At 72.8% G+C, this 22,926-nt stretch carries 19 protein-coding genes; 13 read left to right on the forward strand and 6 right to left on the reverse strand.

All coding sequences use genetic code 11. From position 1 onward, the window contains the following. Positions 1–93 precede the first annotated feature (93 nt). The 5 genes from ACFY8U_RS04095 to fdhD are packed head-to-tail and all read left to right on the forward strand — an operon-like array spanning position 94 to position 6,975. Positions 94–1,071: a 2-dehydropantoate 2-reductase gene (locus ACFY8U_RS04095; RefSeq protein WP_389565311.1), complete on the forward strand. Its 978-nt coding sequence runs from the start codon at positions 94–96 to the stop codon at positions 1,069–1,071. Continuing rightward, positions 1,068–3,008: a molybdopterin oxidoreductase family protein gene (locus ACFY8U_RS04100; protein WP_389565314.1), complete on the forward strand. Its 1,941-nt coding sequence runs from the start codon at positions 1,068–1,070 to the stop codon at positions 3,006–3,008. The genes ACFY8U_RS04095 and ACFY8U_RS04100 overlap by 4 nt, the downstream gene beginning before the upstream one ends. Further along, complete coding sequence (locus ACFY8U_RS04105; protein WP_389565316.1) at positions 2,989–5,265, forward strand: NADH-ubiquinone oxidoreductase-F iron-sulfur binding region domain-containing protein; 2,277 nt, start codon at positions 2,989–2,991, stop codon at positions 5,263–5,265. Before ACFY8U_RS04100 ends, ACFY8U_RS04105 begins: the two co-directional genes overlap by 20 nt. Beyond that, positions 5,262–6,122 carry a 2Fe-2S iron-sulfur cluster-binding protein gene (locus tag ACFY8U_RS04110; RefSeq protein WP_389565319.1) on the forward strand — a complete coding sequence of 287 codons (861 nt, stop codon included), beginning with the start codon at positions 5,262–5,264 and terminating at the stop codon, positions 6,120–6,122. The genes ACFY8U_RS04105 and ACFY8U_RS04110 overlap by 4 nt, the downstream gene beginning before the upstream one ends. 4 nt (positions 6,123–6,126) lie before the next feature. Beyond that, on the forward strand, positions 6,127–6,975 hold the full coding sequence (gene fdhD / locus ACFY8U_RS04115; RefSeq protein WP_389565323.1) for a formate dehydrogenase accessory sulfurtransferase FdhD: 849 nt from the start codon (positions 6,127–6,129) through the stop codon (positions 6,973–6,975). A 151-nt stretch (positions 6,976–7,126) separates the two neighbouring features. Here fdhD and ACFY8U_RS04120 read toward each other — a convergent pair whose 3' ends face one another. From ACFY8U_RS04120 to ACFY8U_RS04130, 3 genes are all read right to left on the reverse strand, one after another. After that, entirely contained in the window at positions 7,127–7,543 is a 417-nt protein-coding gene (locus ACFY8U_RS04120) for a (2Fe-2S) ferredoxin domain-containing protein (RefSeq protein WP_389565326.1), read from the reverse strand. Continuing rightward, the gene (locus ACFY8U_RS04125; RefSeq protein WP_361757455.1) at positions 7,540–8,061 is read right to left on the reverse strand and encodes an isochorismatase family protein; all 522 of its coding nucleotides are present in this window, start codon (positions 8,059–8,061) and stop codon (positions 7,540–7,542) included. Before ACFY8U_RS04125 ends, ACFY8U_RS04120 begins: the two co-directional genes overlap by 4 nt. 101 nt (positions 8,062–8,162) lie before the next feature. Then, positions 8,163–9,218 (reverse strand): bile acid:sodium symporter family protein, encoded by a 1,056-nt coding sequence (locus ACFY8U_RS04130; RefSeq protein WP_389565329.1) that lies wholly within the window; start codon positions 9,216–9,218, stop codon positions 8,163–8,165. Positions 9,219–9,346: 128 nt separating this feature from the next. On the opposite strand from ACFY8U_RS04130, the gene ACFY8U_RS04135 reads away from it, so the two are divergent. The 6 genes from ACFY8U_RS04135 to ACFY8U_RS04160 all read left to right on the forward strand — a co-directional run bounded on the left by ACFY8U_RS04135 (position 9,347) and on the right by ACFY8U_RS04160 (position 18,356). Beyond that, positions 9,347–10,237: a LysR substrate-binding domain-containing protein gene (locus tag ACFY8U_RS04135; RefSeq protein ID WP_389565331.1), complete on the forward strand. Its 891-nt coding sequence runs from the start codon at positions 9,347–9,349 to the stop codon at positions 10,235–10,237. A 261-nt stretch (positions 10,238–10,498) separates the two neighbouring features. Continuing rightward, positions 10,499–12,322 (forward strand): AMP-dependent synthetase/ligase, encoded by a 1,824-nt coding sequence (locus ACFY8U_RS04140; RefSeq protein WP_389565334.1) that lies wholly within the window; start codon positions 10,499–10,501, stop codon positions 12,320–12,322. A gap of 112 nt (positions 12,323–12,434) precedes the next feature. Then, positions 12,435–13,703, forward strand: a complete 1,269-nt coding sequence (locus ACFY8U_RS04145; protein WP_389565337.1) for an ABC transporter substrate-binding protein — start codon at positions 12,435–12,437, stop codon at positions 13,701–13,703. A gap of 12 nt (positions 13,704–13,715) precedes the next feature. Next, complete coding sequence (locus ACFY8U_RS04150) at positions 13,716–16,664, forward strand: ATP-binding cassette domain-containing protein (RefSeq protein ID WP_389565340.1); 2,949 nt, start codon at positions 13,716–13,718, stop codon at positions 16,662–16,664. After that, entirely contained in the window at positions 16,661–17,413 is a 753-nt protein-coding gene (locus tag ACFY8U_RS04155) for an ABC transporter ATP-binding protein (RefSeq protein ID WP_389565343.1), read from the forward strand. Before ACFY8U_RS04150 ends, ACFY8U_RS04155 begins: the two co-directional genes overlap by 4 nt. Positions 17,414–17,561: 148 nt before the next feature. Further along, a complete protein-coding gene (locus ACFY8U_RS04160; protein ID WP_361595044.1) occupies positions 17,562–18,356 on the forward strand; it encodes an aldo/keto reductase in 795 nt (264 codons plus the stop codon). A gap of 73 nt (positions 18,357–18,429) precedes the next feature. Here the strand turns inward: ACFY8U_RS04160 and ACFY8U_RS04165 are convergent, their stop codons facing one another. Beyond that, positions 18,430–19,386 carry an NADP-dependent oxidoreductase gene (locus ACFY8U_RS04165; protein ID WP_361594677.1) on the reverse strand — a complete coding sequence of 319 codons (957 nt, stop codon included), beginning with the start codon at positions 19,384–19,386 and terminating at the stop codon, positions 18,430–18,432. Between the two features lie 105 nt (positions 19,387–19,491). Between ACFY8U_RS04165 and ACFY8U_RS04170 the strand changes: the two genes are divergently transcribed. Together ACFY8U_RS04170 and ACFY8U_RS04175 are read left to right on the forward strand one after the other, a co-directional pair. Beyond that, positions 19,492–20,526, forward strand: a complete 1,035-nt coding sequence (locus ACFY8U_RS04170; protein ID WP_389565346.1) for a GlxA family transcriptional regulator — start codon at positions 19,492–19,494, stop codon at positions 20,524–20,526. Continuing rightward, the gene (locus ACFY8U_RS04175; protein ID WP_389565349.1) at positions 20,523–20,966 is read left to right on the forward strand and encodes an RICIN domain-containing protein; all 444 of its coding nucleotides are present in this window, start codon (positions 20,523–20,525) and stop codon (positions 20,964–20,966) included. The genes ACFY8U_RS04170 and ACFY8U_RS04175 overlap by 4 nt, the downstream gene beginning before the upstream one ends. 36 nt (positions 20,967–21,002) lie before the next feature. On the opposite strand, the gene ACFY8U_RS04180 is transcribed toward ACFY8U_RS04175, so the two are convergent. After that, the gene (locus ACFY8U_RS04180; RefSeq protein ID WP_389565352.1) at positions 21,003–21,863 is read right to left on the reverse strand and encodes a class I SAM-dependent methyltransferase; all 861 of its coding nucleotides are present in this window, start codon (positions 21,861–21,863) and stop codon (positions 21,003–21,005) included. Between the two features lie 62 nt (positions 21,864–21,925). Further along, positions 21,926–22,858 carry an AraC family transcriptional regulator gene (locus ACFY8U_RS04185; protein WP_361594669.1) on the reverse strand — a complete coding sequence of 311 codons (933 nt, stop codon included), beginning with the start codon at positions 22,856–22,858 and terminating at the stop codon, positions 21,926–21,928. Positions 22,859–22,926 lie beyond the last annotated feature (68 nt).

Raw genomic sequence — 22,926 nt, forward strand, 5'->3', positions numbered from 1 at the left:
TGTCGACCCCCACTCCATACTGTAGACAATATTTCGTCGACACAACGCTTCCGTCCTCCCTCGCGGTTCCCTCGACCGAACGGAGATCCGCACGTGAAGGTCGCAGTCCTCGGCGCCGGTGCGATCGGCGCCTACGTCGGAGCCGCGCTCGACCGCGCCGGCGCCGATGTCCATCTGATCGCCCGTGGACCGCATCTCGCGGCCATGAGGCAGCACGGTGTACGGGTCGAGAGCCCGCGCGGCGATTTCACCGCCCGGGTGCACGCCACCGACGACCCGTCCGACGTAGGCCCGGCCGACTACGTCTTCCTGGGCCTGAAGGCCAACGCGTACGCGGCGTGCGGGCCGCTCATCGCGCCGCTCCTGCACGACACCACGGCGGTCGTCGCCGCTCAGAACGGCATCCCCTGGTGGTACTTCCACCGTCACGGCGGCCCGCACGACGGCCATCGCGTCGAGAGCGTCGACCCGGGCGGCGCGGTCTCGGCCGTCCTCGCCCCCCAACGGGCCATCGGCTGCGTCGTCTACGCCGCGACCGAGCTCAGCGGCCCCGGGGTGGTCCGCCACCTGGAGGGCACCCGGTTCTCCATCGGCGAGCCGGACCGCTCGGCCTCCGCACGCTGCGAGATGTTCGCCGAGGCGATGCGGGCCGGGGGCCTGAAGTGCCCGGTCGAGGCGGAGTTGCGGCACGACATCTGGATCAAGCTGCTCGGCAATATCTCCTTCAACCCGATCAGCGCGCTCGCCCGGGCGACGATGCGTCAGATGTGCCTGCACGGCGGTACACGGCAGGTGATCGAGCAGATGATGCACGAGACCCTGGCGGTCGCCGCGGCCCTCGGCTGCCGCCCCGACATCTCCGTCGAGCGCCGCCTCGCGGGCGCCGAGCGGGTGGGCGACCACCGCACCTCCACCCTTCAGGACCTGGAGCGGGGCAAGCCGCTGGAGCTGGACGTCCTCCTCGCCGCCGTGGTGGAGCTGGCGGGCATCACCGACGTGCCCGTGCCGACGCTCCGTACCGTCCACGCCCTGTCGGATCTGCTCGCGACCCAGTCCAGGAGCACGGCATGAAGAAGCGGAACCGCGAACCCAAGACGTACACCCGGCTCACCCACCCGCTCGTACGGGACGAGAAGGGCGGGCCGCTGCGGCCGGCGAGCTGGGACGAGGCCCTGGAGCGGGCAGCGGCCGGGTTCCGGGCGGCTCGGGGCGCGTTCGGGATGTTCTCCTGCGCCCGCGCGACCAACGAGATGAACTACGTGGCGCAGAAGTTCGCGCGCGTGGTGATGGGCACCAACGACGTCGACTCCTGCAACCGGACGTGTCACGCGCCGAGCGTCGCCGGACTGTCCGCGGTCTTCGGCTCGGGCGGCGGCACCTCCTCGTACGAGGAGATCGAGCACACCGACGTGATCGTGATGTGGGGCTCCAACGCCCGCTTCGCGCACCCGATCTTCTTCCAGCACGTACTGAAGGGGATACGGAACGGCGCGCGGATGTACGCGGTCGATCCGCGCCGCACGTCGACCGCCGAGTGGGCCGAGAGCTGGCTCGGGCTCGACGTCGGCACCGACATCCCGCTGGCTCACGCCCTCGGCCGCGAGATCATCCACGAGGGCCTGTACAACCGGGCGTTCGTGGAGCGCGCCACGAGCGGCTTCGAGGAGTACCGGGCCCTGGTGGAGCCGTGGACGCTGACGGCCGCCTCGAAGGTGACGGGCGTACCGGCCGCCGCGATACGGGAGTTGGCCCATGCCTTCGCCCGCGCCGAACGGGCCCAGCTGTGCTGGACGCTGGGCATCACCGAGCACCACAACGGCACCGACAACGTCCGGGCGCTGATCAACCTGGCGCTGCTGACCGGGCACGTCGGGCGGTACGGCTCCGGGGTCCAGCCGCTGCGCGGCCAGAACAACGTGCAGGGCGGCGGGGACATGGGCGCCATCCCGAACCGGCTGCCGGGCTTCCAGGACATCCTCGACACGGAGGTGCGGAAGAAGTTCGAGTCCTTCTGGGGCGTGGGGATCCAGCCGCGGTACGGACGGAACCTGACCGAGATGTTCGAGGCGATGGAGAGCGGCGAGCTGCGAGCCGTGTACTGCATCGGCGAGAACCCCGCGCAGTCGGAGGCGGACAGCGCGCAGGCGATGGGACGCCTCGCGAAGCTCGACTGCCTGGTGGTGCAGGACATCTTCCTGACGAAGACCGCCGAGTTCGCGGACGTGGTCCTGCCGGCGACGGCGGCCTGGTGCGAGACGGACGGCACGACGACCAACAGCGAACGGCGGGTCCAGCGGGTACGGAAAGCGGTGCGGCCGCCCGGCGAGGCCCGCGAGGACATCGACATCATCTGCGAACTGGCGCGGCGGCTCGGCCATGAGGAGTGGACGTATCCGGACGCGGAGGCCGTCTGGAACGAGCTGCGGGCGCTGTCGCCGGACCACTGGGGCATGACGTACGACCGCCTGGAGGAGCACCAGGGCATCCAGTGGCCGTGCCCCGACCTGGAGCGGCTCGAACCGACCTTCCTGCACGGCCGGTTGTGGGAGACCGATCCCGAACGACGAGGCAGCCCGGCCCCGTTCGGCATCGTCCGGCACGACCCGCCCGTCGATCTCACCGACGAGCGGTATCCGATCCGGCTGACGACCGGGCGCCGGCTCGACTCGTACAACACCGGGGTACAGAGCGGGAGTTTCGCCTCCCCGCTGCGGCGCGGCGAGTACGTGGAGCTGTGCCCGGAGGACGCGGAGCGGTACGGGGTCGCGGTGGGCCAGGAGGTCCGGGTGACGTCGCGACGCGGGTCGGTGGTGGCGCCGGTCTGGGTGGATCCCGCGCTGCGGCCGGGGCTCGCGTTCATGACGATGCACTTTCCGGACGAGGTCGACACCAACCAGCTGACGATCGAGGCGAACTGTCCGATCGCGGGCACGGCGGAGTTCAAGGCGTCCGCGATACGGATCGAGAGGGTGACGGGGGTGGCGGACGATGGATCTGCGCTTCGGTGACAGCAAGCCGACGGACGAGGAACGGGAGGCGGTCGACGCGGTCCTCGGTCCTCCCGAGTCGGCGTGGCAGGGCGCGGACGACCGCTCGGCGGCGGATCTGCGGTGGGCGCGCGGCGGGCGAGAGGCCCGGGAGCGCAGGGACCTGCTGCTGCCGGGACTGCACGCCCTCAACGACCGGGTGGGGTGGATCAGCGAGGGCGGTCTGGACTATCTGTGCCGGCGGCTGACGGTGCCGCCGGCGGAGGCGTACGGGGTGGCCACGTTCTACGCGATGTTCGCGGTGCGTCCCCGCCCGGCGCAGGTCCTGCACGTCTGCACGGACCTGACGTGTGCGGCGCGGGGATCGGCCGCGGTGACGGCGGGCCTCACGGCCGAGGGCGTCGCCTTCGCACCGAGCCCGTGCCTGGGCCTCTGCGAACGGGCGCCGGCGGCTCTGCTGGTACGGGCGGGGGTGGACGCGACCGCCGCCGGTGCCGGGGGGACCTCGGGGCCCGCGCCCGGGGCCTCGGGGCCGACGCCCGGGGCCTCGGGGCCGACGCCCGGAATGCCCGGGCCGACGCCCAGCCCGTCGGGGCCCGCGCCCAGCCCGTCGGTGCCCGCGCCCGATCCGTCCGCGACACCCTCCGGCCCGTCGGTGCCGGCGCCCGATCCGTCCGCGGCACCCGGCGGCCCGTCGGGGCCCGCCCCCGATCCGTCCGCGACACCCCCCGCCCCGTCGGGGCCCGTCCCCGGCGGCCCCGGCACCTCGCTGCTCGGCGCGCTCAGCGGGCAGGAGCCGACAGGGCCGGGCGCCACCGGCACCGCCGGGACCCGGAACTCCGTCGCCCCGGGAGGCACGACCCGGGGCGACGGACCCACCGCCGCCGCATCCCCGGCCCCCCGCACCCGCCTCGCCGTCGTCGTCGCCCCGGCGACGGCGGGCGAGCTCGCCCGGGCCGCCCGGCACCCCGAGGCCACCGCGCCCGAAGCACCCGCCGTCATGGCCGTTCCGCAGGCCGGGCAGCACACCGAGTGGGCGGAACACGCCGCGCGGCGGGTGCTCCCCGACGAGGGGCGTGCCCACCTCACGCTCCTCGGGAGGGTCGGGGTCGTCGATCCGACCAGCGTGGACGACTACCGGGCCCACGGCGGATACGCCGCGCTGCGGCGGGCGTTCGCGCTCGGGCCCGCCGGGGTCATCCGGGAGGTCACGGAGTCCGGGCTCGTCGGGCGCGGCGGGGCCGCGTTCCCCACCGGGCGGAAGTGGCAGGCGACCGCCTCCCAGCCCGACTCCCCCCACTACGTCGTGTGCAACGCCGACGAGTCCGAGCCGGGCACCTTCAAGGACCGCGTGCTCATGGAGGGCGACCCGTACGCGCTCGTCGAGGCGATGACGGTCGCCGGGTACGCCGTCGGTGCCCGCCTGGGCTACCTCTACATCCGGGGTGAGTACCCCCGCGCGTACGAGAGACTCGCCCACGCCCTCGACGAGGCCCGCGCCCGCGGACTCCTCGGCGATTCCGTCCTCGGCAGCGGCTTCGCCTTCGACATCGAGATACGGCGCGGCGCCGGCGCGTACATCTGCGGCGAGGAGACCGCGCTGTTCAACTCCATCGAGGGGTACCGGGGCGAGCCGCGATCCAAGCCGCCCTTCCCCGTCGAGAAGGGGCTGTTCGGCAAACCGACGGCCGCCAACAACGTCGAGACGCTCGTCAACGTCCTGCCGATCCTCACCCGGGGCGCCGAGGCGTTCCGCGCGGCCGAGACCAAGCTCTTCTGCGTGTCCGGCAACGTCGAACGGCCCGGGGTGTACGAGCTCCCGTTCGGCGCGACCCTCGGCGAGCTCCTCGACCTCGCCGGGCGGCCGGACACCCTGCGCGCGGTGCTGCTCGGCGGGGCGGCGGGCGGGTTCGTCCGCCCGGACGAGCTCGGCATACCGCTCACCTTCGAGGGCACCCGGGCCGCCGGCACCACCCTCGGCTCCGGCGTGGTCCTCGTCCTCGACGAGTCCGTGGACCTGCCGCGGATCCTGCTGCGCATCGCCGAGTTCTTCCGCGACGAGTCCTGCGGCCAGTGCGTGCCGTGCCGGGTGGGCACGGTCCGGCAGGAGGAGGCGCTGCACCGCATCAAGGACCGTACGGGCGAGGCGGCGGCCGGTGACATCGCCCTGCTGCGCGAGGTCGGACAGGCCCTGCGCGACGCCTCGATCTGCGGTCTCGGCCAGACCGCGTGGAACGCCGTCGAGTCCGCCATCGACCGTCTGGGGGTCTACAAGTGACCACGGTTCCCCTCGCCCCGCCCCGCCGCCTCCTGGAGTTCACCCTCGACGACACCCCCGTGCGCGTCCCGGAGGGTGCCACGATCCTCGACGCCTGCCGCGCCGCCGGTACGGAGGTGCCGACGCTCTGCCACGGCGACACGCTCACCCCGAAGAACGCCTGCCGGGTGTGCGTGGTCGAGGTCGAGGGGGCCAGGACCCTCGTCCCGGCCTGCTCGCGCCGCGCCGAACCGGGGATGGTCGTCCGTACCGACACCGAGCGGACCCGGCACAGCAGGAAGGTCGTCCTGGAGCTGCTCGCCTCGTCGGTGGATCTGTCGACCACCCCGGGCGCCGCCGAGTGGATCAAGGAGTACGGCGCGGAGCCCGACCGCTTCGGGCCGGACGCGCGCCGCCTCGGCGAGGAGCCGCGCGTCGACAACGACCTCTACGTCCGCGACTACGACAAGTGCATCCTCTGCTACAAGTGCGTCGACGCCTGCGGCGACCAGTGGCAGAACTCCTTCGCGATCTCCGTCACCGGCCGTGGCTTCGACGCCCGGATCGCCGTGGAGCACGACGGACCCCTCACGGAGTCCGCGTGCGTGTACTGCGGCAACTGCATCGAGGTCTGTCCGACGGGCGCGCTGAGCTTCAAGCGGGAGTTCGACATGCGCGCGGACGGCACCTGGGACGAGGCGGCGCAGACGGAGACGACGACGGTCTGCGCGTACTGCGGTGTGGGCTGCAACCTCACCCTGCACGTCCAGGACAACGAGATCGTCAAGGTCACCTCCCCGCACGACAACCCGGTGACCCATGGCAACCTCTGTATCAAGGGCCGTTTCGGCTTCCAGCACGTACAGAATCGGGTGTAGCCACATGGGACGGGTCACCGAGCGACGGCGCGTCATCCGGATCCGGGGCGAGGCCGTCACCGTACGCCCGGACACGCTGGTGGCCGAGGAGCCGCTGGAGATCCGGCTGAACGGCAATCCGCTGGCGATCACGATGCGCACGCCCGGCGACGACTTCGCGCTCGCGGCCGGGTTCCTGGTCAGCGAGGGGGTGCTCGGGGCGGCGTCCGACGTGCGGAACATCGTGTACTGCGCCGGTGCCAAGGACGACGGCACGAACACGTACAACGTGGTGGACGTCCAGCTGGCGCCCGGTGTCCCCGTCCCGGACATCACCCTGGAGCGGAACGTCTACACGACGTCGTCGTGCGGGCTGTGCGGCAAGGCCAGCCTGGACGCCGTACGGACCACGGCACGCTTCCCGATCGCCGACACTCCCCCGGTCCGGCTCACGCCCGAGCTGCTCTCCCGCCTCCCCGACCGGCTGAGGGCGGCGCAGCGGGTCTTCGACCGGACCGGGGGCCTGCACGCGGCGGCGCTGTTCTCGGAGGACGGCGAGCTGCTCGACGTACGGGAGGACGTGGGCCGCCACAACGCGGTGGACAAGCTGGTGGGCCGCGCCCTGAGCGACGGGCGGCTGCCGCTGGACCGGGCGGTCCTGCTGGTGTCCGGGCGGGCGTCCTTCGAGCTGGCGCAGAAGGCCGTGATGGCGGGCATCCCGGTGCTCGCGGCGGTCTCGGCGCCGTCCTCGCTCGCCGTGGACCTGGCCGCGGAGACGGGGCTCACCCTGGTCGGCTTCCTGCGCGGCCAGGACATGAACGTGTACGCGGGCGAGCACCGGATCGCCCTCGGGGCCGCGGCCACCCGGGGCTGACGGGCTCCGCGCGCTGCACGGGTCGGGTTATCGGCCGGCGGGGAGCGCCCCCTGCGCCGGCCGGTCCCGCGCCCTTCCTAGGACGGCCGCGGTGCCGCGCCGCGGTGATGTGCCCGTACCGGTGTGAACGGGCGCCCCCCGGCGCTCGCCGCTACCGGGTGCGGCGGGCCGCGCGGGCGCGTGGTGTCTCGGCCGGGGGGTCGATCATCTGGAGCGTGAGGGTCGCCGGGGGTTCGGCGATGCCGGGTCCGCCCGCGGCCGTCCAGGCGAGGATGTCGTCGAGGCAGTCGTCGTCCACCGTGAACCCGATCCAGGCGGCGCGTCCGCCCCGGCGGCGGCCCTCGGTGGAGGGCTGGACCACGACGACGTTGGCCTGGGCGCACGGGCCGAGGCAGTCGCTCGTACGGACGGACAGCCGGCCGCCGGATCGCGCCGCGGCCTCGCGCAGCCGGGCGAGCTGGCCCTCGTGGTCGACGCCCGGGTTCTTGCCCGCGTCGCCGCAGCAGCAGCCGCGGCAGACGACCAGGGCGCAGGGACGGGCGCCGTACCGTATCGGGACGCGCGTCACTCGGGTCCGTCCAGGGTGATCGCGTCGACGGGGGCGACGGTGCCGAGGCGCGGGAAGTCCAGGGTCACCGAGGCGTGGTGCTCGTCGGCGGTGAGGGCGGTCATGGCGTCCTCGGCGAAGACCGGTTCGTAGCCGAGGTCGCAGGCGGCGCGGGCGGTGGACTCGACGCCGAGGTTGGTGGCGATGCCGGCGAACACGACCGTCGTGACCGCGTGCGCGGCGAGGAGCTCGTGGAGGCCGGTGTCCTGGAATCCGCCGACGGTCCGCTTGACGACGACGTGGTCGCCGTCGTGGACGAGGGAGGGGACGAGGTCGCTGCCGGGCGGCTGGGTCTCGACGTTCGGCCGCTCGACCCTGATGTGGACGACGGGCGCGCCGACGGCCCGGAAGGTGTCGGCGAGCCGGTCCGCGGCGGCGACGACGTCGGTTCCGGGGCGGGGGGCGAGCGGCAGCGCGACGATGCGTTCCATCAGGTCGACGAGGACGAGCGCGGTGCGGCCGGGATCGAGTGCGGGCATGGGAGCACGGTAGCGGGCCCGATGATCATCGTGGTGGGGGTGGGGACGTGATCCCGCCAACGCGGGCCGGGCGCCCGACGGGCCGCCCGGCCGGCTGGCCCTCAGCGTCGGGCAGCCGTCGCGGCCTCCGCCGCCCGCTCGGGCAGCGGCGTCCCGCCCTCCGGCGCCGCCTCCCATGCCGGCTCCGGGTCCCTGGCACGGCGCTTCGCGATGACCGCGCAGACCATCAGCTGCATCTGGTGGAAGAGCATCAGCGGCAGAACCGCGAGGGACGCCTGCGGGCCGAACAGCACGCTCGCCATCGGGAGCCCCGCCGCCAGGCTCTTCTTCGAGCCCGCGAACTGGATCGCGATCCGGTCCGCCCGGTCGAAGCCGAGCCGCTTCGCGCCGTACCAGGTCAGCGCCAGCATCACGGCGAGCAGGACGGCCTCGACCGCGAGCAGGAGCCCGAGCCGGACCGGGGTGACCTGGTGCCAGATGCCGGCGACCATGCCGTGGCTGAACGCGGTGTACACGACGAGCAGGATCGAGCCTCGGTCGACGTACCCCAGAACCTTCTTCTTCCGTAGGACGAAGCCCCCGACCCAACGCCGCAGCAGCTGGCCCGCCAGGAACGGCGCGAGGAGCTGGAGCACGATCTTCAGCAGCGAGTCGGCGGAGAATCCGCCCGCGCCGCCGCCGATCAGAACGGCGGCGAGCAGCGGGGTGAGCAGGATGCCGGCCAGGGAGGAGAAGGAGCCCGCGCAGATCGCGGCCGGGACGTTGCCGCGGGCGATCGAGGTGAACGCGATCGAGGACTGGACGGTGGACGGCACCAGGCAGAGGAAGAGCAGGCCGGTGTGGAGCGGGGGTGTGAGAACGGCCGGTACCAGCCCCTTCGCCGCGAGTCCGAGCAGCGGGAAGACGACGAAGGTGGCCGCGAGGACGGTCACGTGGAGCCGCCAGTGCCTGAGCCCGTCCAGCGCCTCCCGCGTGGAGAGGCGTGCGCCGTAGAGGAAGAACAGCAGGGCGACGGCCGCCGTCGAGGCCCCGTCGGCGACGGTCGCGGCGGCGCCGGAGGCGGGCAGCAGCGCCGCGAGGCCCACCGTGCCCAGGAGTGCCGCGATGTACGGGTCGATCGGCAGCCAGGACGGCAGGAGGGTGGTACGGCGGTTCATGTGCTCCACTGCTCTCGGGCGAAAGATCGTGCCTCCCCATCCTGCTCCCGGCCACGGCGATCGGGAATCCCGTACAGCGCTCTGACTGTCATCACGCATCGCGATGAGCGCGCGTTAGCCTGGAAGGCGTGTACGACCCGGCGCAGCTCCGTACCTTTCTCGCCGTCGCCCAGACGCTGAGCTTCACCCAGGCCGCCCGGCGGCTCGGGGTGCGGCAGTCGACCGTGAGTCAGCATGTGCGGCGGCTCGAGGACGCCACCGGGCGTCCGCTGTTCACCCGGGACACCCACAGCGTCGAGCTGACGGAGGACGGCGAGGCGATGCTCGGCTTCGCCCGGACGATCCTCCGGGCCCATGAGCGGGCGGCCGCCTACTTCACCGGGACCCGGCTGCGCGGGCGGCTGCGTTTCGGGGCCTCGGAGGACTTCGTGGTGACCCGTCTGCCCGAGATCCTGGAGTCGTTCCGGCGTGAGCACCCCGAGGTGGATCTGGAGCTGACGGTCGAGCTGTCCGGGACACTCGACGCCCGGCTCGAGGCGGGGCGGCTCGACCTGATCCTCGCCAAGCGGCGCACGAAGGAGAGCGCGGGTGAGTTGGTCTGGCAGGACTCGCTGATCTGGATCGGCTCGCCGCGGCTGCGTCTCGACCCGGAGCGTCCGGTGCCGCTGATCGTCTTCCCGCCGCCCGGCATCACCCGCGCCCGGGCGCTGGAAGCCCTGGAGGCTCAGGGGCGGTCCTGGCGGATCGCGTGTACGAGCAGCAGCCTGAGCGCGAACATCGCGGCGGCCCGGGCCGGTCTCGGGGTGATGGCGCACACCCGTGAGCTGGTTCCGCCCGGCCTGTCGCAACTGCCCGCCCGTGCGGGGCTGCCGGACCTGGGCGACGTCGACTTCGTCCTGCGCAAGGGCCGGCAGCGAGGGAAGGCGCAGGAGGCGGCCGACGCCCTGGCCGCGGCGATCCTCGCGGGGGGCGACCGGCTGCACCGGCCCCGCCGCGCCGCCGGACATCTCACCGCCTGAGCTCGTGCCCGGACTCCCCGGGCGACCGACGTGAGCGAGGTGAGCGGCCGGTACAGATTCCGTGGAGATTCCGGCCCGGCCTACTTACTGCGCGGTCAGTAACGGCCCCCGACCGCCCGTCACTTGCCCCCTCACCCTCCCCTGACCTGTGACAACACCCAATGTCCCGGCTTGGTGAAGGCCCTCCCGCCCGTCAGTCGGGTGGGGTACCGTCACCCGCGCCGTACGGAGCGCGACAACGAGCGGTCGAGGAGCAGGTCATTGCGCGAGTTCACCGTGCCGCCCGTCGAGGCGGCGCCTCAGGTCGGCGGTCTGGCGGACGCCGTGTTCGACCACGCCGAGCAGACACCGACCCGGGTCGCCTTCGGCCGCAAGGACGCCGCCGGCGAGTGGCGGGACGTGACCTCGGCGCAGTTCCGGGACGAGGTGCTCGCGCTCGCGAAGGGGCTGATCGCGCACGGCGTACGGTTCGGTGACCGGGTCGCCATCATGGCCAGGACCCGCTACGAATGGACCCTGTTCGACTTCGCGCTGTGGACGCTGGGCGCCCAGTCGGTACCGATCTACCCCACCTCCTCGGCCGATCAGGTCTACTGGATGCTGCACGACGCCGAGGTCACCGCCTGCGTGGTGGAGCACGAGGACCACGCGATGACGATCGGTTCCGTGGTCGACCGGCTGCCGCGGCTCCAGCGGTTGTGGCAGCTGGACGCGGGCGCGGTCGACGAACTGATGGCGGCGGGCACGGAGATCGACGAGGACATCGTCCAGCGGCACCGCCGGGCGGTGACGCCGGACTCCGTGGCCACGATCATCTACACCTCGGGCACCACGGGCCGCCCCAAGGGCTGTGTGATCACCCACTCCAACTTCATGTTCGAGACGGACATGCTGGTCGGCCGCTGGGAGCCGGTCTTCCACTCCAAGCCGGGCGACGAGGCCTCGACCCTGCTCTTCCTCCCCCTCGCCCATGTCTTCGGGCGGATGGTGGAGGTCGCGGCGGTGCTGAGCGGGGTGAAGATGGGACATCAGCCGGTGCTTGCGGCGTCCGCGCTCCTGCCGGACCTGGCGTCCTTCCGGCCGACGTTCATCCTGGCCGTTCCGTACATCTTCGAGAAGGTCTTCCACGCCGCCCGCCGCAAGGCGGAGAGCGACGGGAAGGTGGGCCCCTTCGACAAGGCCGTCGACGTGGCGGTCAAGTACGCGGAGGCCATGGAGCACAAGGCGTTCGGCATCGGCCCCGGTCCGTCGGCCGGGCTCCGGATGCAGCACCAGTTCTTCGAGAAGCTCGTGTACGGCAAGGTCCGCGACGCCATGGGCGGACGGGTCCGGCACGCGATGTCGGGCGGCTCCGGCATGGACCGGCGCCTCGGCCTCTTCTTCGAGGGCGCCGGGGTGACCGTCTTCGAGGGGTACGGCCTGACGGAGTCCTCGGCGGCGGCGACGGCGAATCCGCCCGAGCGCGTCAAGTACGGGACGGTCGGGCAGCCGGTGCCGGGGACGACGGTGCACATCGCCGAGGACGGGGAGGTGTGGCTGCACGGCGGTCAGATCTTCTCCGGGTACCTCAACAACCCGAAGGCCACCGCCGCCGTCCTCAACGACGGCTGGCTGGCCACCGGGGACCTGGGGATGCTCGACGAGGACGGCTTTCTGACGATCACCGGGCGCAAGAAGGAGATCCTGGTGACCTCGGGCGGCAAGAGCGTCGCGCCCGCCGGTCTGGAGGAGCGCGTGCGAGCGCATCCGCTGATCGCGCAGTGCATCGTGGTGGGCAACGACCGGCCGTACATCGCCGCACTGGTGACGATGGATCAGGAGGCGGTGGAGCACTGGCTCGCGATGCAGGGGCGGGCACCGCTGCCACCGGCCGAGCTGGTGCGCGACCCGAGCCTGGAGACGGAGATCCGCCGGGCCGTGGTGGCGGCCAACACCCTGGTCTCGCAGGCGGAGTCCATCAGGACGTTCCGGATCCTGGCCCATCCGTTCAGCGAGGAGCACGGGCTGCTCACCCCCTCGCTCAAGCTCAAGCGCAAAGCGATCGAGAAGGCGTACGCGGCCGAGGTCGAGGCGCTGTACGGCTGACCGGGGCTGCGGTCAAGTGTTCCTGACGCATCATCAATTGACGTTGTATCAGTTATTGACGGTTCATCAGCCCGGTCACAGAATGCGGTCACCCGACGGAGGGACGACCGACGTGCCGCGACCGATCCGCACCCTCGCCGCCGCTGCGGCAGCGCTGCTCCTGGCCACAGCCTGCAACTCCGCCTCCACCGGCGGGACTTCGGAGAAGCCCGGCTCCTCCGACTCCTCCGTACGCGGAGTCACCGCCGACGCGATCAAGGTCGGCGGCATCGTCTCCATGACCACCGCGAGCGGCTACTCCAAGAAGGACACCGACCTCGGCGCCAGGGCGCGCTACGACCGGGCCAACGCCGAAGGCGGGATCAACGGGCGCAGGATCGACTACCTGGGCGCCGAGGACGACGGCCAGGACCCGGCCAGGAACCTGGCAGCGGCCCGCAAGCTCGTCCAGCAGGACAAGGTCTTCGCCGTCTCCCCCATGAGCTCGGTCACCTTCGCCGGAGCCGACTTCCTCGACGGCCAGAAGGTCCCCACCGTGGGCTGGGGCACGCTCCCCTCGTTCTGCGGTCCTCGGCACATCTACGGCTTCAACGGCTGCCTCGTCCCCACGCCCGGCGGCACGCTCAACCAGACCTGGCCCGAGGGCCTCGCCGCCGTGCTCGGCGGTGCGCGCGGCAAGTCGGTCGCGCTGATCGCGGGCGACAACGACGCCGGCAAGTTCGGCATCCGTACGTTCACCCAGGGGTTCAAGGCGGCCGGCTTCCAGGTCTCCTACGCCAAGGCCGTGGTGCCCGCGACCTCGATGCCCAGCGACTGGTCCGCGTACACGAAAGAGATCCTGCGCTCCGGCCCGGGCGGCGGGGCGCCGGACGCCGTCGTCTCCGTGATGCAGACGCCGTACAACATCGGCCTGTTCACCGCCCTCAAGCGGTCCGGGTACAAGGGCCTGCTCTCCGATCCGACCGACTACGACCCCGGGCTGCTCGCGAAGGACGCGACGAAGCAGGCGCTCGACGGGGTGCATGTGCTGCTGCAGTTCCAGCCGTTCGAGGCCGACAGCCCGGCGATGCGGCAGTTCAAGGCGGACATCAGGAAGGCGGCGGGCGGCAAGGACGTCCCCCTGAACATGCACATGATGACCGGATACATGAGCGCCGACCTCTTCCTCTCGATCGCCGAGAAGGCGGGCAAGGACCTCACCGTCGAGTCCTTCCAGAAGGCGGCCGACGGCTTCTCCGACACCGGGACGCTCGTGGGCGACCGGGCCGAGCCCAAGGGGCAGAAGGAGAGCTTCGGCTGCGGGGCGCTGGTCCGGCTGACGAACGGGCGCTACGAGGTGGCCGTGCCGTTCAGGTGCTATCCGCCGATCCCCTTCGGCTGAGAGGCGCTTCGCGTGGGTGACCTGCTGGGCTTCGTCCTGAGCGGGCTGGTCTCGGGCGCGCTGTACGCGCTGCTCGCGACCGGGCTCGTCCTGTCGTACTCCGCCTCCGGACTCTTCAACTTCGCGCACGGCGCCACCGCCTATCTCTGCGCGCTGGCCTTCTACGAGCTGCACTCCGGCTTCGGCTGGCCGGCCGTGCCCACCGCGCTTCTGCTGGTGTTCGTGGTGGCGCCCGCGCTCGGCTGGGGACTGGACCGGCTGATGTTCCGCAAGCTCGCCGGGGTCGGTGAGACGGCGCAGATCGTGGCGACGATCGGTCTGCTGGTCGCGCTTCCGGCGGCCGGACTGTGGGTGGTCGAGCTCCTGGAGCGGGCCGGCGCCCCGGTCCTGCCGGCGGAGAACCAGTTCGGGCTGCCCGGTGTCGGGCCGAGCCCCGCGGTCTCCTGGCAGCCACTCGACGGCGTGGGCATCGACTCCGACCAGCTGATCACCTGGGTCGCGACGGCGCTCGCGGCGGCCGGACTGTGGGTGCTCATGCGGCACACCCGGCTCGGGCTGCTGCTGCGGGCGGCCGTCGACAACCGCTCGCTGACCGAACTGCGGGGCATCAGCGCGGACCGGCTGTCCTCGATCGCGTGGATGCTGTCGTCCGGTCTCGCGGGCCTGGCCGGTGTCCTCGCGACCCCGCTCCTCGGGCTCTCCGCCCACGACTACACCCTGTTCCTCTTCGTCTCGGCGACGGCGGCCGTGCTCGGACGCTTCGCCTCGGTGCCCCTCGCGTTCGCGGGCGGGCTCGGGCTCGGGGTGCTCCAGAACCTGGTCGCCGGGTACTCCTCCTTCGCCGAGGACATCACCGGCTTCCGTACCGCCGTACCGTTCCTCATCCTCTTCGCCGGACTCGTCGTCCTCGCACAGCGACGGCGCGCGGCGGGCACGGCGGCGGCGGACCCGCCGCCGGTCGACTATCTGGCCGGGAAGGGCTGGGGCCGCCGATGGGGGGCCTGGATCGTGGCGGCCGTCCTGCTCGGTACGGCCTTCTACACCGTCACCACGCCGTTCTGGAGCGGGATCCTGGCCCAAGGGCTCGCGATCGGGCTGGTCTTCATGTCCTTCACGGTGGTGACCGGCCTCGGTGCGATGGTGTCGCTCGCCCAGGCGACGTTCGTGACCGGCGCCGCCCTCGTCGCGGGGCTGCTGATGAGCCACGGCTGGCCGTTCGTGGCCGCCGCGGCGGCCGGCACGGCCGCGGCCGCCCTGCTCGGCGCGGTGGTCGCGCTTCCCGCGCTGCGGCTCGGCGGCAGGTCGCTGGCGCTTGCCACACTGGCCCTCGCCTTCCTGGCGGACCAGGTGCTCTTCCAGCTGGGCCGGCTGCGCAACGGGGACACCGGCTGGGAGATCCCCCGGCCTGTCGTCGGCCCGGTGGACCTGGGCGACGACCGCGCCCTGGGGCTCGCGCTCGTCGTGCTCTGCGGAGCCGTGGTGGCACTGCTGACCTGGCTGCGCGGCTCCCGCCACGGCCGGGCGATCCTCGCGGTGCGTTCCGCGCCGGAGGCCGCCGCGGCGTCGGGCGTGTCGGTGGTACGGACGAAGCTGCTGCTCTTCACGGTGTCGGCGGGGCTCGCGGGCTTCGGGGGCGTGCTGTACGCCTCGTACAGCACCCGGATCACGGCGACGGACTTCACGGCGATGACGGGGCTGGTGTGGCTGGCCGTCGTCGTCGCGGCGGGTGTGCGCCGGCCGCAGTTCGCGGTGGTGGCGGGGCTTGTCTTCGCGGTGGTCCCGCACCTTCTGTCGACGTACGTCACGGAGTCCGCGCATCTGCCGGTGATCCTCTTCGGCCTGGCGGGCCTCGCGCTCGCCAACGACCCGGACGGGTACTGCGCGGCACTGCCGTCCCGGCGGGCGGCGCGGGCGAGCGCCCGGAGGGGCGACGGGACAGACGGCGGGGCGGGCGACGGGACGGAATCCGGGGCGGGCGGCGGGACAGGTCCCGGAGCAGCCGCCGCCGCGCCGGTCGCGGCCGGAACTCCAGGGGCCGACGGGACGGGCGCCTCCGGGCCCGACACCTCCGGGCCGCCCGACCCGCGGGCGTCGACCCGTGTCGCCGCTCGGGAGCCCGCCTCCGGGCCGCCCGACCCGCGGACGTCGACCCGTGCCGTCGCTCGGGCGCGGACCGGCCCGCCGGCCCCGCGCCCGGCCGATCCGGACGCCGCCGGTGCCGGGGCCGCGCCCCGAAGCGCCCGCAGCGGTTCCGGCATGCCGCCGTACGCCCTCCAGTTGCGCGGCATACACGCCGGCTACGGCGGTGCGTCCGTCCTGCACGGCGTCGATCTCGCGGTGCGCGGCGGGGAGGTGCTCGTCCTGCTCGGGCCGAACGGGGCCGGAAAGTCCACCCTGTGCCGGGTGGCCGCGGGCCTGCTCCGGCCCGCGGGCGGTCTGGTACGGGTACGGGGCGAGGACGCCACACGGGACACGCCGGTCTCCCGGGCGCGGCGCGGGGTGCGGCTCGCGCCCGAGGGGCGCGGGATCTTCGCCGGGCTCTCGATCGAGGAGAACCTGGCCCTGCAGCTGCCGGCGCCCGCGGACCGGGAGGCGGTCTACGCCCGCTTCCCCGTGCTGGCCGCCCGCCGCGCGGTCCACGCCGGGTCGCTGTCGGGCGGGGAGCAGCAGCTTCTCGCGCTCGCCCCGCTGCTCCAGCATCCGCCGGAGGTCCTCGTCGCCGACGAGCCCTCCCTCGGCCTCGCGCCGCGTGTCGTGGACGAGGTCTTCCCTCTCCTCGCCGAGCTCCGCGCGCACGGCACGGCGCTGGTCCTCGTCGAGGAGAGGGCGGCCGAGGTGCTCGGAATCGCCGACACCGTGGCGTATCTGGCTCAGGGCGAGGTCGCCTGGTCGGGGCCTCGCTCCGAGGTGGATCCGGACCGGCTCGCCGAGGCCTATCTGGGAACGGGGATCCGCCGATGACCCATGCGCTGCTCCGCGCCCACGGGATCGACGTCCGCTTCGGCGGCGTGCATGCCCTGCGCGATGTGACGATCTCCGTACGCCCCGGTGAGATCTGCGGCCTCATCGGGCCCAACGGGGCGGGCAAGACGACGCTCTTCGACGTCCTGTCCGGGATCAGGCGGCCGGACGCGGGCGGGATCGAGTACGCCGCAACGGACATCACCCGCCGCTCGCCCGTCTGGCGGGCCCGCCACGGCATCCGGCGCACCTTCCAGCGCCAGCAGCTGTTCGGGCAGCTGACGGTGGCCGACAACCTGGTCGTTGCCCAGGAGTGGCGGGGCGGGCCTCGTCGGGGAGCGCGCGGCCACCGGGAACGCGCCGCGGCCGTGCTCCACGCGTGCGGGCTCGACGCGCTCGCCGGCTCGTACGCGGGCGCGCTGCCCGTGGGGCAGGCCCGCATGGTCGAACTCGCCCGGGCGCTGGCCGACCCGCCCCGGGTCCTTCTGCTCGACGAGCCCGCGTCCGGGACGACCGCCGAGGAGCGCCGCCGGCTCGCGGCCGTGGTGCGCCACGCGGCCGACGAGGAGAACTGCGCGGTGCTGCTCGTCGAGCACAACGTGGCCTTCGTGATGGAGCTGTGTTCGCGTGTCGTCGTCCTGGACCTCGGCCGGGTCCTCGCCGAGGGGACGGCGGCGGAGGTCCGGGCGGACGCGGCGGTCCGGGAGGCGTACCTCGGCTCCGATCCGGGCAGGGTCCTGGACACGTGATCGAAAACCGACACGGCCCCCGGCTCGGCGGAATGCGATCACGCCCCCGACCGTTGTCGTGGGGAGTACCACCCGACGACGTAAGGATCGACCGCACGTGAGCACGGACAGCAGGGTCCCCTCCCTCACCCTGAACAACGGCGTGGAGATGCCGCAGCTCGGCTTCGGCGTCTGGCAGGTGCCGGACGACGAGGCGACCCGGGCGGTGGCGACCGCCCTGGAGGCCGGCTACCGCTCCATCGACACGGCCGCGATCTACGAGAACGAGACGGGCACCGGCCGGGCGATCGCCGCGTCCGGCCTCCCCCGCGAGGAGCTGTTCGTCACCACCAAGCTGTGGAACAGCGAGCAGGGCCACGACTCGACGCTCCGCGCCTTCGACGCCTCGCTCGACAAGCTGGGCCTGGACTACGTCGACCTGTACCTGATCCACTGGCCCGTGCCGGCGAAGGACGCCTACGTCGACACGTTCCGGGCCTTCGAGAAGATCTACGCCGACGGCCGGGCGAAGGCGATCGGTGTCTCCAACTTCCTTCCGGAGCACCTGGATCGGCTGATCGGCGAGACCTCCGTCGTTCCGGCCGTCAACCAGATCGAGCTCCACCCGCACCTCCAGCAGCAGGCCTCGCGCGAGGCGCACGCCCGGTACGGCATCGCCACCGAGGCCTGGTCGCCGCTGGGTCAGGGCAAGGGTCTGCTCGAGGTCCCGGCGATCGTCGCCGTCGCCCAGAAGCACGGCCGTACGCCGGCTCAGGTCGTGCTGCGCTGGCACCTGCAGACGGGGAACGTGGTCATCCCGAAGTCGGTGACCCCGTCCCGTATCGAGGAGAACATCGACGTCTTCGGCTTCGAGCTGGACGACGAGGACATGGCGGCGATCGCCGTCCTCGACGAGGACCGCCGCCTGGGTCCGAACCCGGGCGAGTTCAACGCCGGAGCCTGATCACGAATCGGCCGCGGGGGCGCCGGATGTCCGCCGCCCCCCGCGAGCCGTCGCGCGCCGGGAAGGCGGACGCTCAGACGGTCAGGACGATCTTGCCGCGGGTGCGGCCCGACTCGCCCAGCTCGTGCGCCTTGGCCGCCTCGGCCAGCGGCAGGACGGTGTCGACCTCCGGCCGGAGCCGTCCCGTCTCCACCAGCTCGGCGAGGGCGAGCAGCCCCGCGTAGTCCGGCTCGACGAGGGTGAAGCCGGTGCGGATGCCGCGCCCGGGTGCCGCCGGTACGGCGTCGGGCGACGGCAGGGTCACCAGCGAGCCCCCGTCCCGCAGCACGGGCAGCGAGCGCGTGCCGTAGTCGCCACCGATGGCGTCGAGGACGACGTCCACGTCCCGTACGGCCTCGGCGAAGTCGGTCGTCGTGTAGTCGATGGGCTCGTCGACGCCGAGACCACGCAGGAAGTCGTGCTTGGCGGCGCTCGCCGTGCCGATGACGTACGCGCCGCGGGCCTTGGCGATCTGTACGGCGAGGTGGCCGACGCCACCGGCCGCCGCGTGGACCAGGACCCGCTGTCCGGCGCGCAGAGCGGCGGTCTCGACGAGCGCCTGCCAGGCGGTGAGCCCGGCGAGGGGCAGCGCGGCGGCCTCGACGTGGGTGAGGGCGGCGGGCTTGCGGGCGAAGTGACGGGCGGGAGCGGTGACGTACTCGGCGTAGCCGCCCGCCTGCTCCGGGAAGCGGGGCATGCCGAAGACCTCGTCGCCGGGCTCGTACAGCGTGACGCCGAGTCCGACGGCCTCGACGACGCCGGACACGTCGTAGCCGAGGACCGGGGTCTCGCCCCACATGCCGAAGCCTCCGGTGGCGCGGGACTTCCAGTCGACGGGGTTGAGACCCGCCGCGTGGACCCGGACGAGGATCTCGGTCGGGCCCGGCTCGGGCCGTGCGACCCGGCTCTCGGTGAGGACCTCGGGGCCGCCCCACGCGGTGGCGGTGATGGCGCGCATGGTGGCGGGGGCTGCGGTGGCGGTGTCGTTCATGGGGAGGGTGCTCCTCGGGCCGGTGTCTCCTGGTCGCTTCCAGCTTCGGCGAGGCCTCCGCTCGCCGGTACTGGCCAGAAAGCCATGATGTGACAGAATCTGGCCATGACCACGTTCGTGTCACCGCCCGAGGCGTCTCCCCGCGCGTCTGTGCCGCCCCACCGGGTCGCCGTGCTCGCTCTGGACGGGGTGATCCCGTTCGAGCTGGGCATTCCCTCCCGGATTCTGGGCGGCGCGCTCGACGACGACGGCACGCCCCTCTACGACGTCCGCGTGTGCACGCTGGACGGCGCCCCGGTCCGCACCTCCGACGGTTTCTCGATCGTCGCCGAGCACGGGCCCGAGGAGCTGGCGGCGGCCGACACCGTCGTCGTACCGCCCACGCACGAGCTGCGGACGCTCGCCGACGAGGGCCGCCTGGCGGAGAAGGTGCGAGGCGCGCTGGGACTGATCAGGCCCGGTACGCGGGTGGTGTCGATCTGCACGGGCGCGTACGCGCTGGCGGCGGCCGGACTGCTCGACGGCCGCCCGGCCACCACGCACTGGTGGGAGGCCGCCCACTTCCGCTCCCTCTTCCCCGGCGTCCGGCTCGACGAGGACGTGCTCTTCGTGGACGACGGGGACGTCCTGACCTCGGCGGGGGCGGCGGCCGGGGTGGACCTCTGTCTGCATCTGGTGCGGAAGGACCACGGCAGCGCCACCGCCAACGCGGTCGCGCGGCGCTGTGTCGTCCCGCCGTGGCGGGACGGCGGCCAGGCACAGTACATCGAGCGCCCGGTCCCCGAGCCGACCACCGCCACCACGGCCCCGACGCGCGCGTGGGCGCTCGAACGGCTGGACCGGCCGCTGACGCTGACGGAGCTGGCGGGGCACGCGCGGATGAGCGTACGGACCTTCACGCGCCGTTTCCGGGACGAGGCGGGGACGACACCCGGACAGTGGCTCACCGCCCAACGGGTGGAACTGGCCAAGCAGTTGCTGGAGACCAGCGATCTGACGATCGATCACATCGCGGACCGGACCGGGTTCGGCAGCGGAAACTCGCTGCGGCAGCACATGCGCGCCCTGGTCGGGATCTCCCCGGCCGCCTACCGGCGCGCCTTCCATCTCACCACCAGGGAAAAGGAGTTCGCGCAGTGAGCGGTTCACCCACGCCGGTCGAGGAGGGGCTCTACCGAGTACGGAACGTGGCCAGCGGGCTGCTCCTGGAGGTGTTCGAGGGATCGAGCCGCAGCGGCGCCAACGTGCAGCAGGGCAAGGAGAACGGCACGCCGGGCCAGCACTGGCACATCGTTCCCGTACCGAACGGCGGCGGCCTCCACCATCTGGTGAACGCGGCCAGCGGCAAGCGGCTGGACGTGGCGAACGCCTCGGTGGAGAACGGCGCCAACATCCAGCAGTGGAAGGCGAACAACTTCGGCGCCCAGGAGTGGATCATCGAGCAGGATCTCCAGTCGCCGGGCACGGTCGCCCTGGTGAGCTTCATCAGCGGGCTGCTGCTGGAGGTCGAGGACGGCTCGATGGACGACGGGGGCAACGTACGGCAGTGGGAGGACACCGACTCCCCCTCCCAGTGGTGACAGTTGGAGCCGGTGTCCTGATCCTCGGGGGGCGTCTCAGCCCTTGCGGGCGGTGTGGACGGTCGAGGCGGAGAGATGGAACAGGTCCGTGCGCCGGTGCAGGGAGAGCGGGTCCGCCGGGTCGAGCAGCCGGTCGAACGTCGCGCGGTCCTCGGCGTCGATCCGCTCCTCGAGCGGGTGCCGCAGGCGCGTGAAGTGGGCGACGACCTGTTCGCGCACGAAGGGGGGCACGGGCGCGGGGACGTCGGTGAGGAACGTGCGGGTGCCGGTGGGGGTGAGGCCGGCCGAGGCGAGGAGCGTCCGCCAGTCGTCCGGCTCGTCCTTGCTGTCGGGCAGTTCGGCTCGCATCTCGCCGAACCAGTCGGCGTGCGCGGCCTCGATCCTGGTCTCCAGGCCGGGCCTGCCGAAGCCGATGTTCGCGGGCAGATGGCGGGCGTAGAGCCCGCCCTCGACGAGGGCGATCAGCCCGCCGGGCCGCAGCAGACCGGCGAAGGAGGCGAGGGCGGCCCGCTGGTCGCCGATGTGGTGCGTGGAGTTGCCGGCCCAGATCAGGTCCGCTTCTCCCAAGGAGGCGAAGTCTTCGGGCAGCTCGGCGTGGAGCGTGGTGACCCGGCCGGCCAGGCCGCGGGCCTCGGCGCGGTCGCGGGCCCGCTCCAGGAGCTCCGGGGTCGCGTCCACGGCGACCACCTCGGCGGCCGGGAACGCCTCGGCGAGCAGGGTGGACACGACGCCGGGGCCGCTGCCGACGTCGAGGACCCGGCGGACGCCGACGGCCGGGACGAGGTCGCCGATCCATGCGGCGGCCCGGCTGTAGAGGGGGCTGTGGAGTTCGGCCTGGCGCTCCAGGAGCGGTGCCATCGCGGCCCAGTCGAGGTGGGTGCTGTGGTCGTGAGTCATGGTGTCAGCGTGCGGCCGACGGCTGCGGAACGCGAGAATTCTTGCCGTTCCTGCAACAAGGTTCACTCCCGCCGCCGGTACTCCTGCGGGCTGACCCCCCGTACCCGCTTGAACGCGGCGCTCAGGGCGAATGCGCTGCTGTAGCCGACCTGCCGGGCGACGGACTCGACCGTCGCGTCCGTCTGACGCAGCAGGTCGGCGGCGCGCGCGAGCCGCCAGCCGGTGAGGTACGCCATGGGTGGCTCACCGACGAGTTCGGCGAAGCGGCGGGCGAGTCCGGCGCGCGACACGCCGGCCTTCGTCGCGAGGGAGGCGACGGTCCAGGGGTGGGCCGGGTCGTCCTGGAGCAGGCGCAGGGCGCGGCCGACGACGGGGTCGGCCATGGCGCGGTACCAGGCCGGGGCCCGCGCGCCCGGCCTGGAGAACCAGGTCCGGACGACGGCGATCAGGAGCAGGTCGAGGACGCGGTCGAGGACGACGCTCTGTCCGGGCTCGTCGCGGGAGATCTCCTCGTCGAGGAACGGCATCAGGGGGCAGTTCCAGGCGTCCGCGGGGAGGTGGAGCAGGGGTGGCAGCGCGTCGAGCAGGCGACGGCTGACCTCGCCGTCCATCTGGTAGGTGCCGACGAGCACGGTGGTGGCGCCGTCGATGGCGTTGCCCCAGGTCCGTACGCCCAGGTGCATCGACTCGGCGAGCGGCTCGCCGCTCAGGGTGGTGCAGACGCCGCCGGGGCCGATCGTCGCGCGGGGCGGGGCGTCGGGCGCGTCGGCGACGGTGTACGGCTCCGGGCCGCGGGCGACGGCGACGTCGCCGGGTCGCAGCAGGACGGGCTCGCCCCGGTCCGGGACGATCCAGGCCTCGCCGTCGGTGACGCACATCAGACAGAGCGGCGCGCGGTCCTCGATCCGTACGGACCACGGCGGCTCCATGATCATCCGGAGCAGGAAGGCCCCTTTGGCCCGCGGTCCGTCGAGGAGTCCGGCGAGAGCGTCCATGGAGCGCAAGCGTAGACGGACGCGCATGGGAGTGAGTCGGTGGAGCATGGGAAGCGGGTCCTGATCCC

Origin of the sequence: Streptomyces sp. NPDC012508 (assembly GCF_042902595.1) — a bacterium.
Lineage (GTDB): Bacteria > Actinomycetota > Actinomycetes > Streptomycetales > Streptomycetaceae > Streptomyces.

Excerpts from the sequence above, each read along its gene's own strand:
- ACFY8U_RS04100 (WP_389565314.1), top strand. The coding sequence starts at position 1,068 with ATGAAGAAGCGGAACCGCGAACCCAAGACGTACACCCGGCTCACCCAC.
- ACFY8U_RS04105 (WP_389565316.1), top strand. The coding sequence starts at position 2,989 with ATGGATCTGCGCTTCGGTGACAGCAAGCCGACGGACGAGGAACGGGAG.
- fdhD (WP_389565323.1), top strand. The coding sequence starts at position 6,127 with ATGGGACGGGTCACCGAGCGACGGCGCGTCATCCGGATCCGGGGCGAG.
- ACFY8U_RS04125 (WP_361757455.1), bottom strand. The coding sequence starts at position 8,061 with ATGCCCGCACTCGATCCCGGCCGCACCGCGCTCGTCCTCGTCGACCTG.
- ACFY8U_RS04130 (WP_389565329.1), bottom strand. The coding sequence starts at position 9,218 with ATGAACCGCCGTACCACCCTCCTGCCGTCCTGGCTGCCGATCGACCCG.
- ACFY8U_RS04155 (WP_389565343.1), top strand. The coding sequence starts at position 16,661 with ATGACCCATGCGCTGCTCCGCGCCCACGGGATCGACGTCCGCTTCGGC.
- ACFY8U_RS04160 (WP_361595044.1), top strand. The coding sequence starts at position 17,562 with ATGCCGCAGCTCGGCTTCGGCGTCTGGCAGGTGCCGGACGACGAGGCG.
- ACFY8U_RS04165 (WP_361594677.1), bottom strand. The coding sequence starts at position 19,386 with ATGAACGACACCGCCACCGCAGCCCCCGCCACCATGCGCGCCATCACC.
- ACFY8U_RS04170 (WP_389565346.1), top strand. The coding sequence starts at position 19,492 with ATGACCACGTTCGTGTCACCGCCCGAGGCGTCTCCCCGCGCGTCTGTG.
- ACFY8U_RS04180 (WP_389565352.1), bottom strand. The coding sequence starts at position 21,863 with ATGACTCACGACCACAGCACCCACCTCGACTGGGCCGCGATGGCACCG.
- ACFY8U_RS04185 (WP_361594669.1), bottom strand. The coding sequence starts at position 22,858 with ATGGACGCTCTCGCCGGACTCCTCGACGGACCGCGGGCCAAAGGGGCC.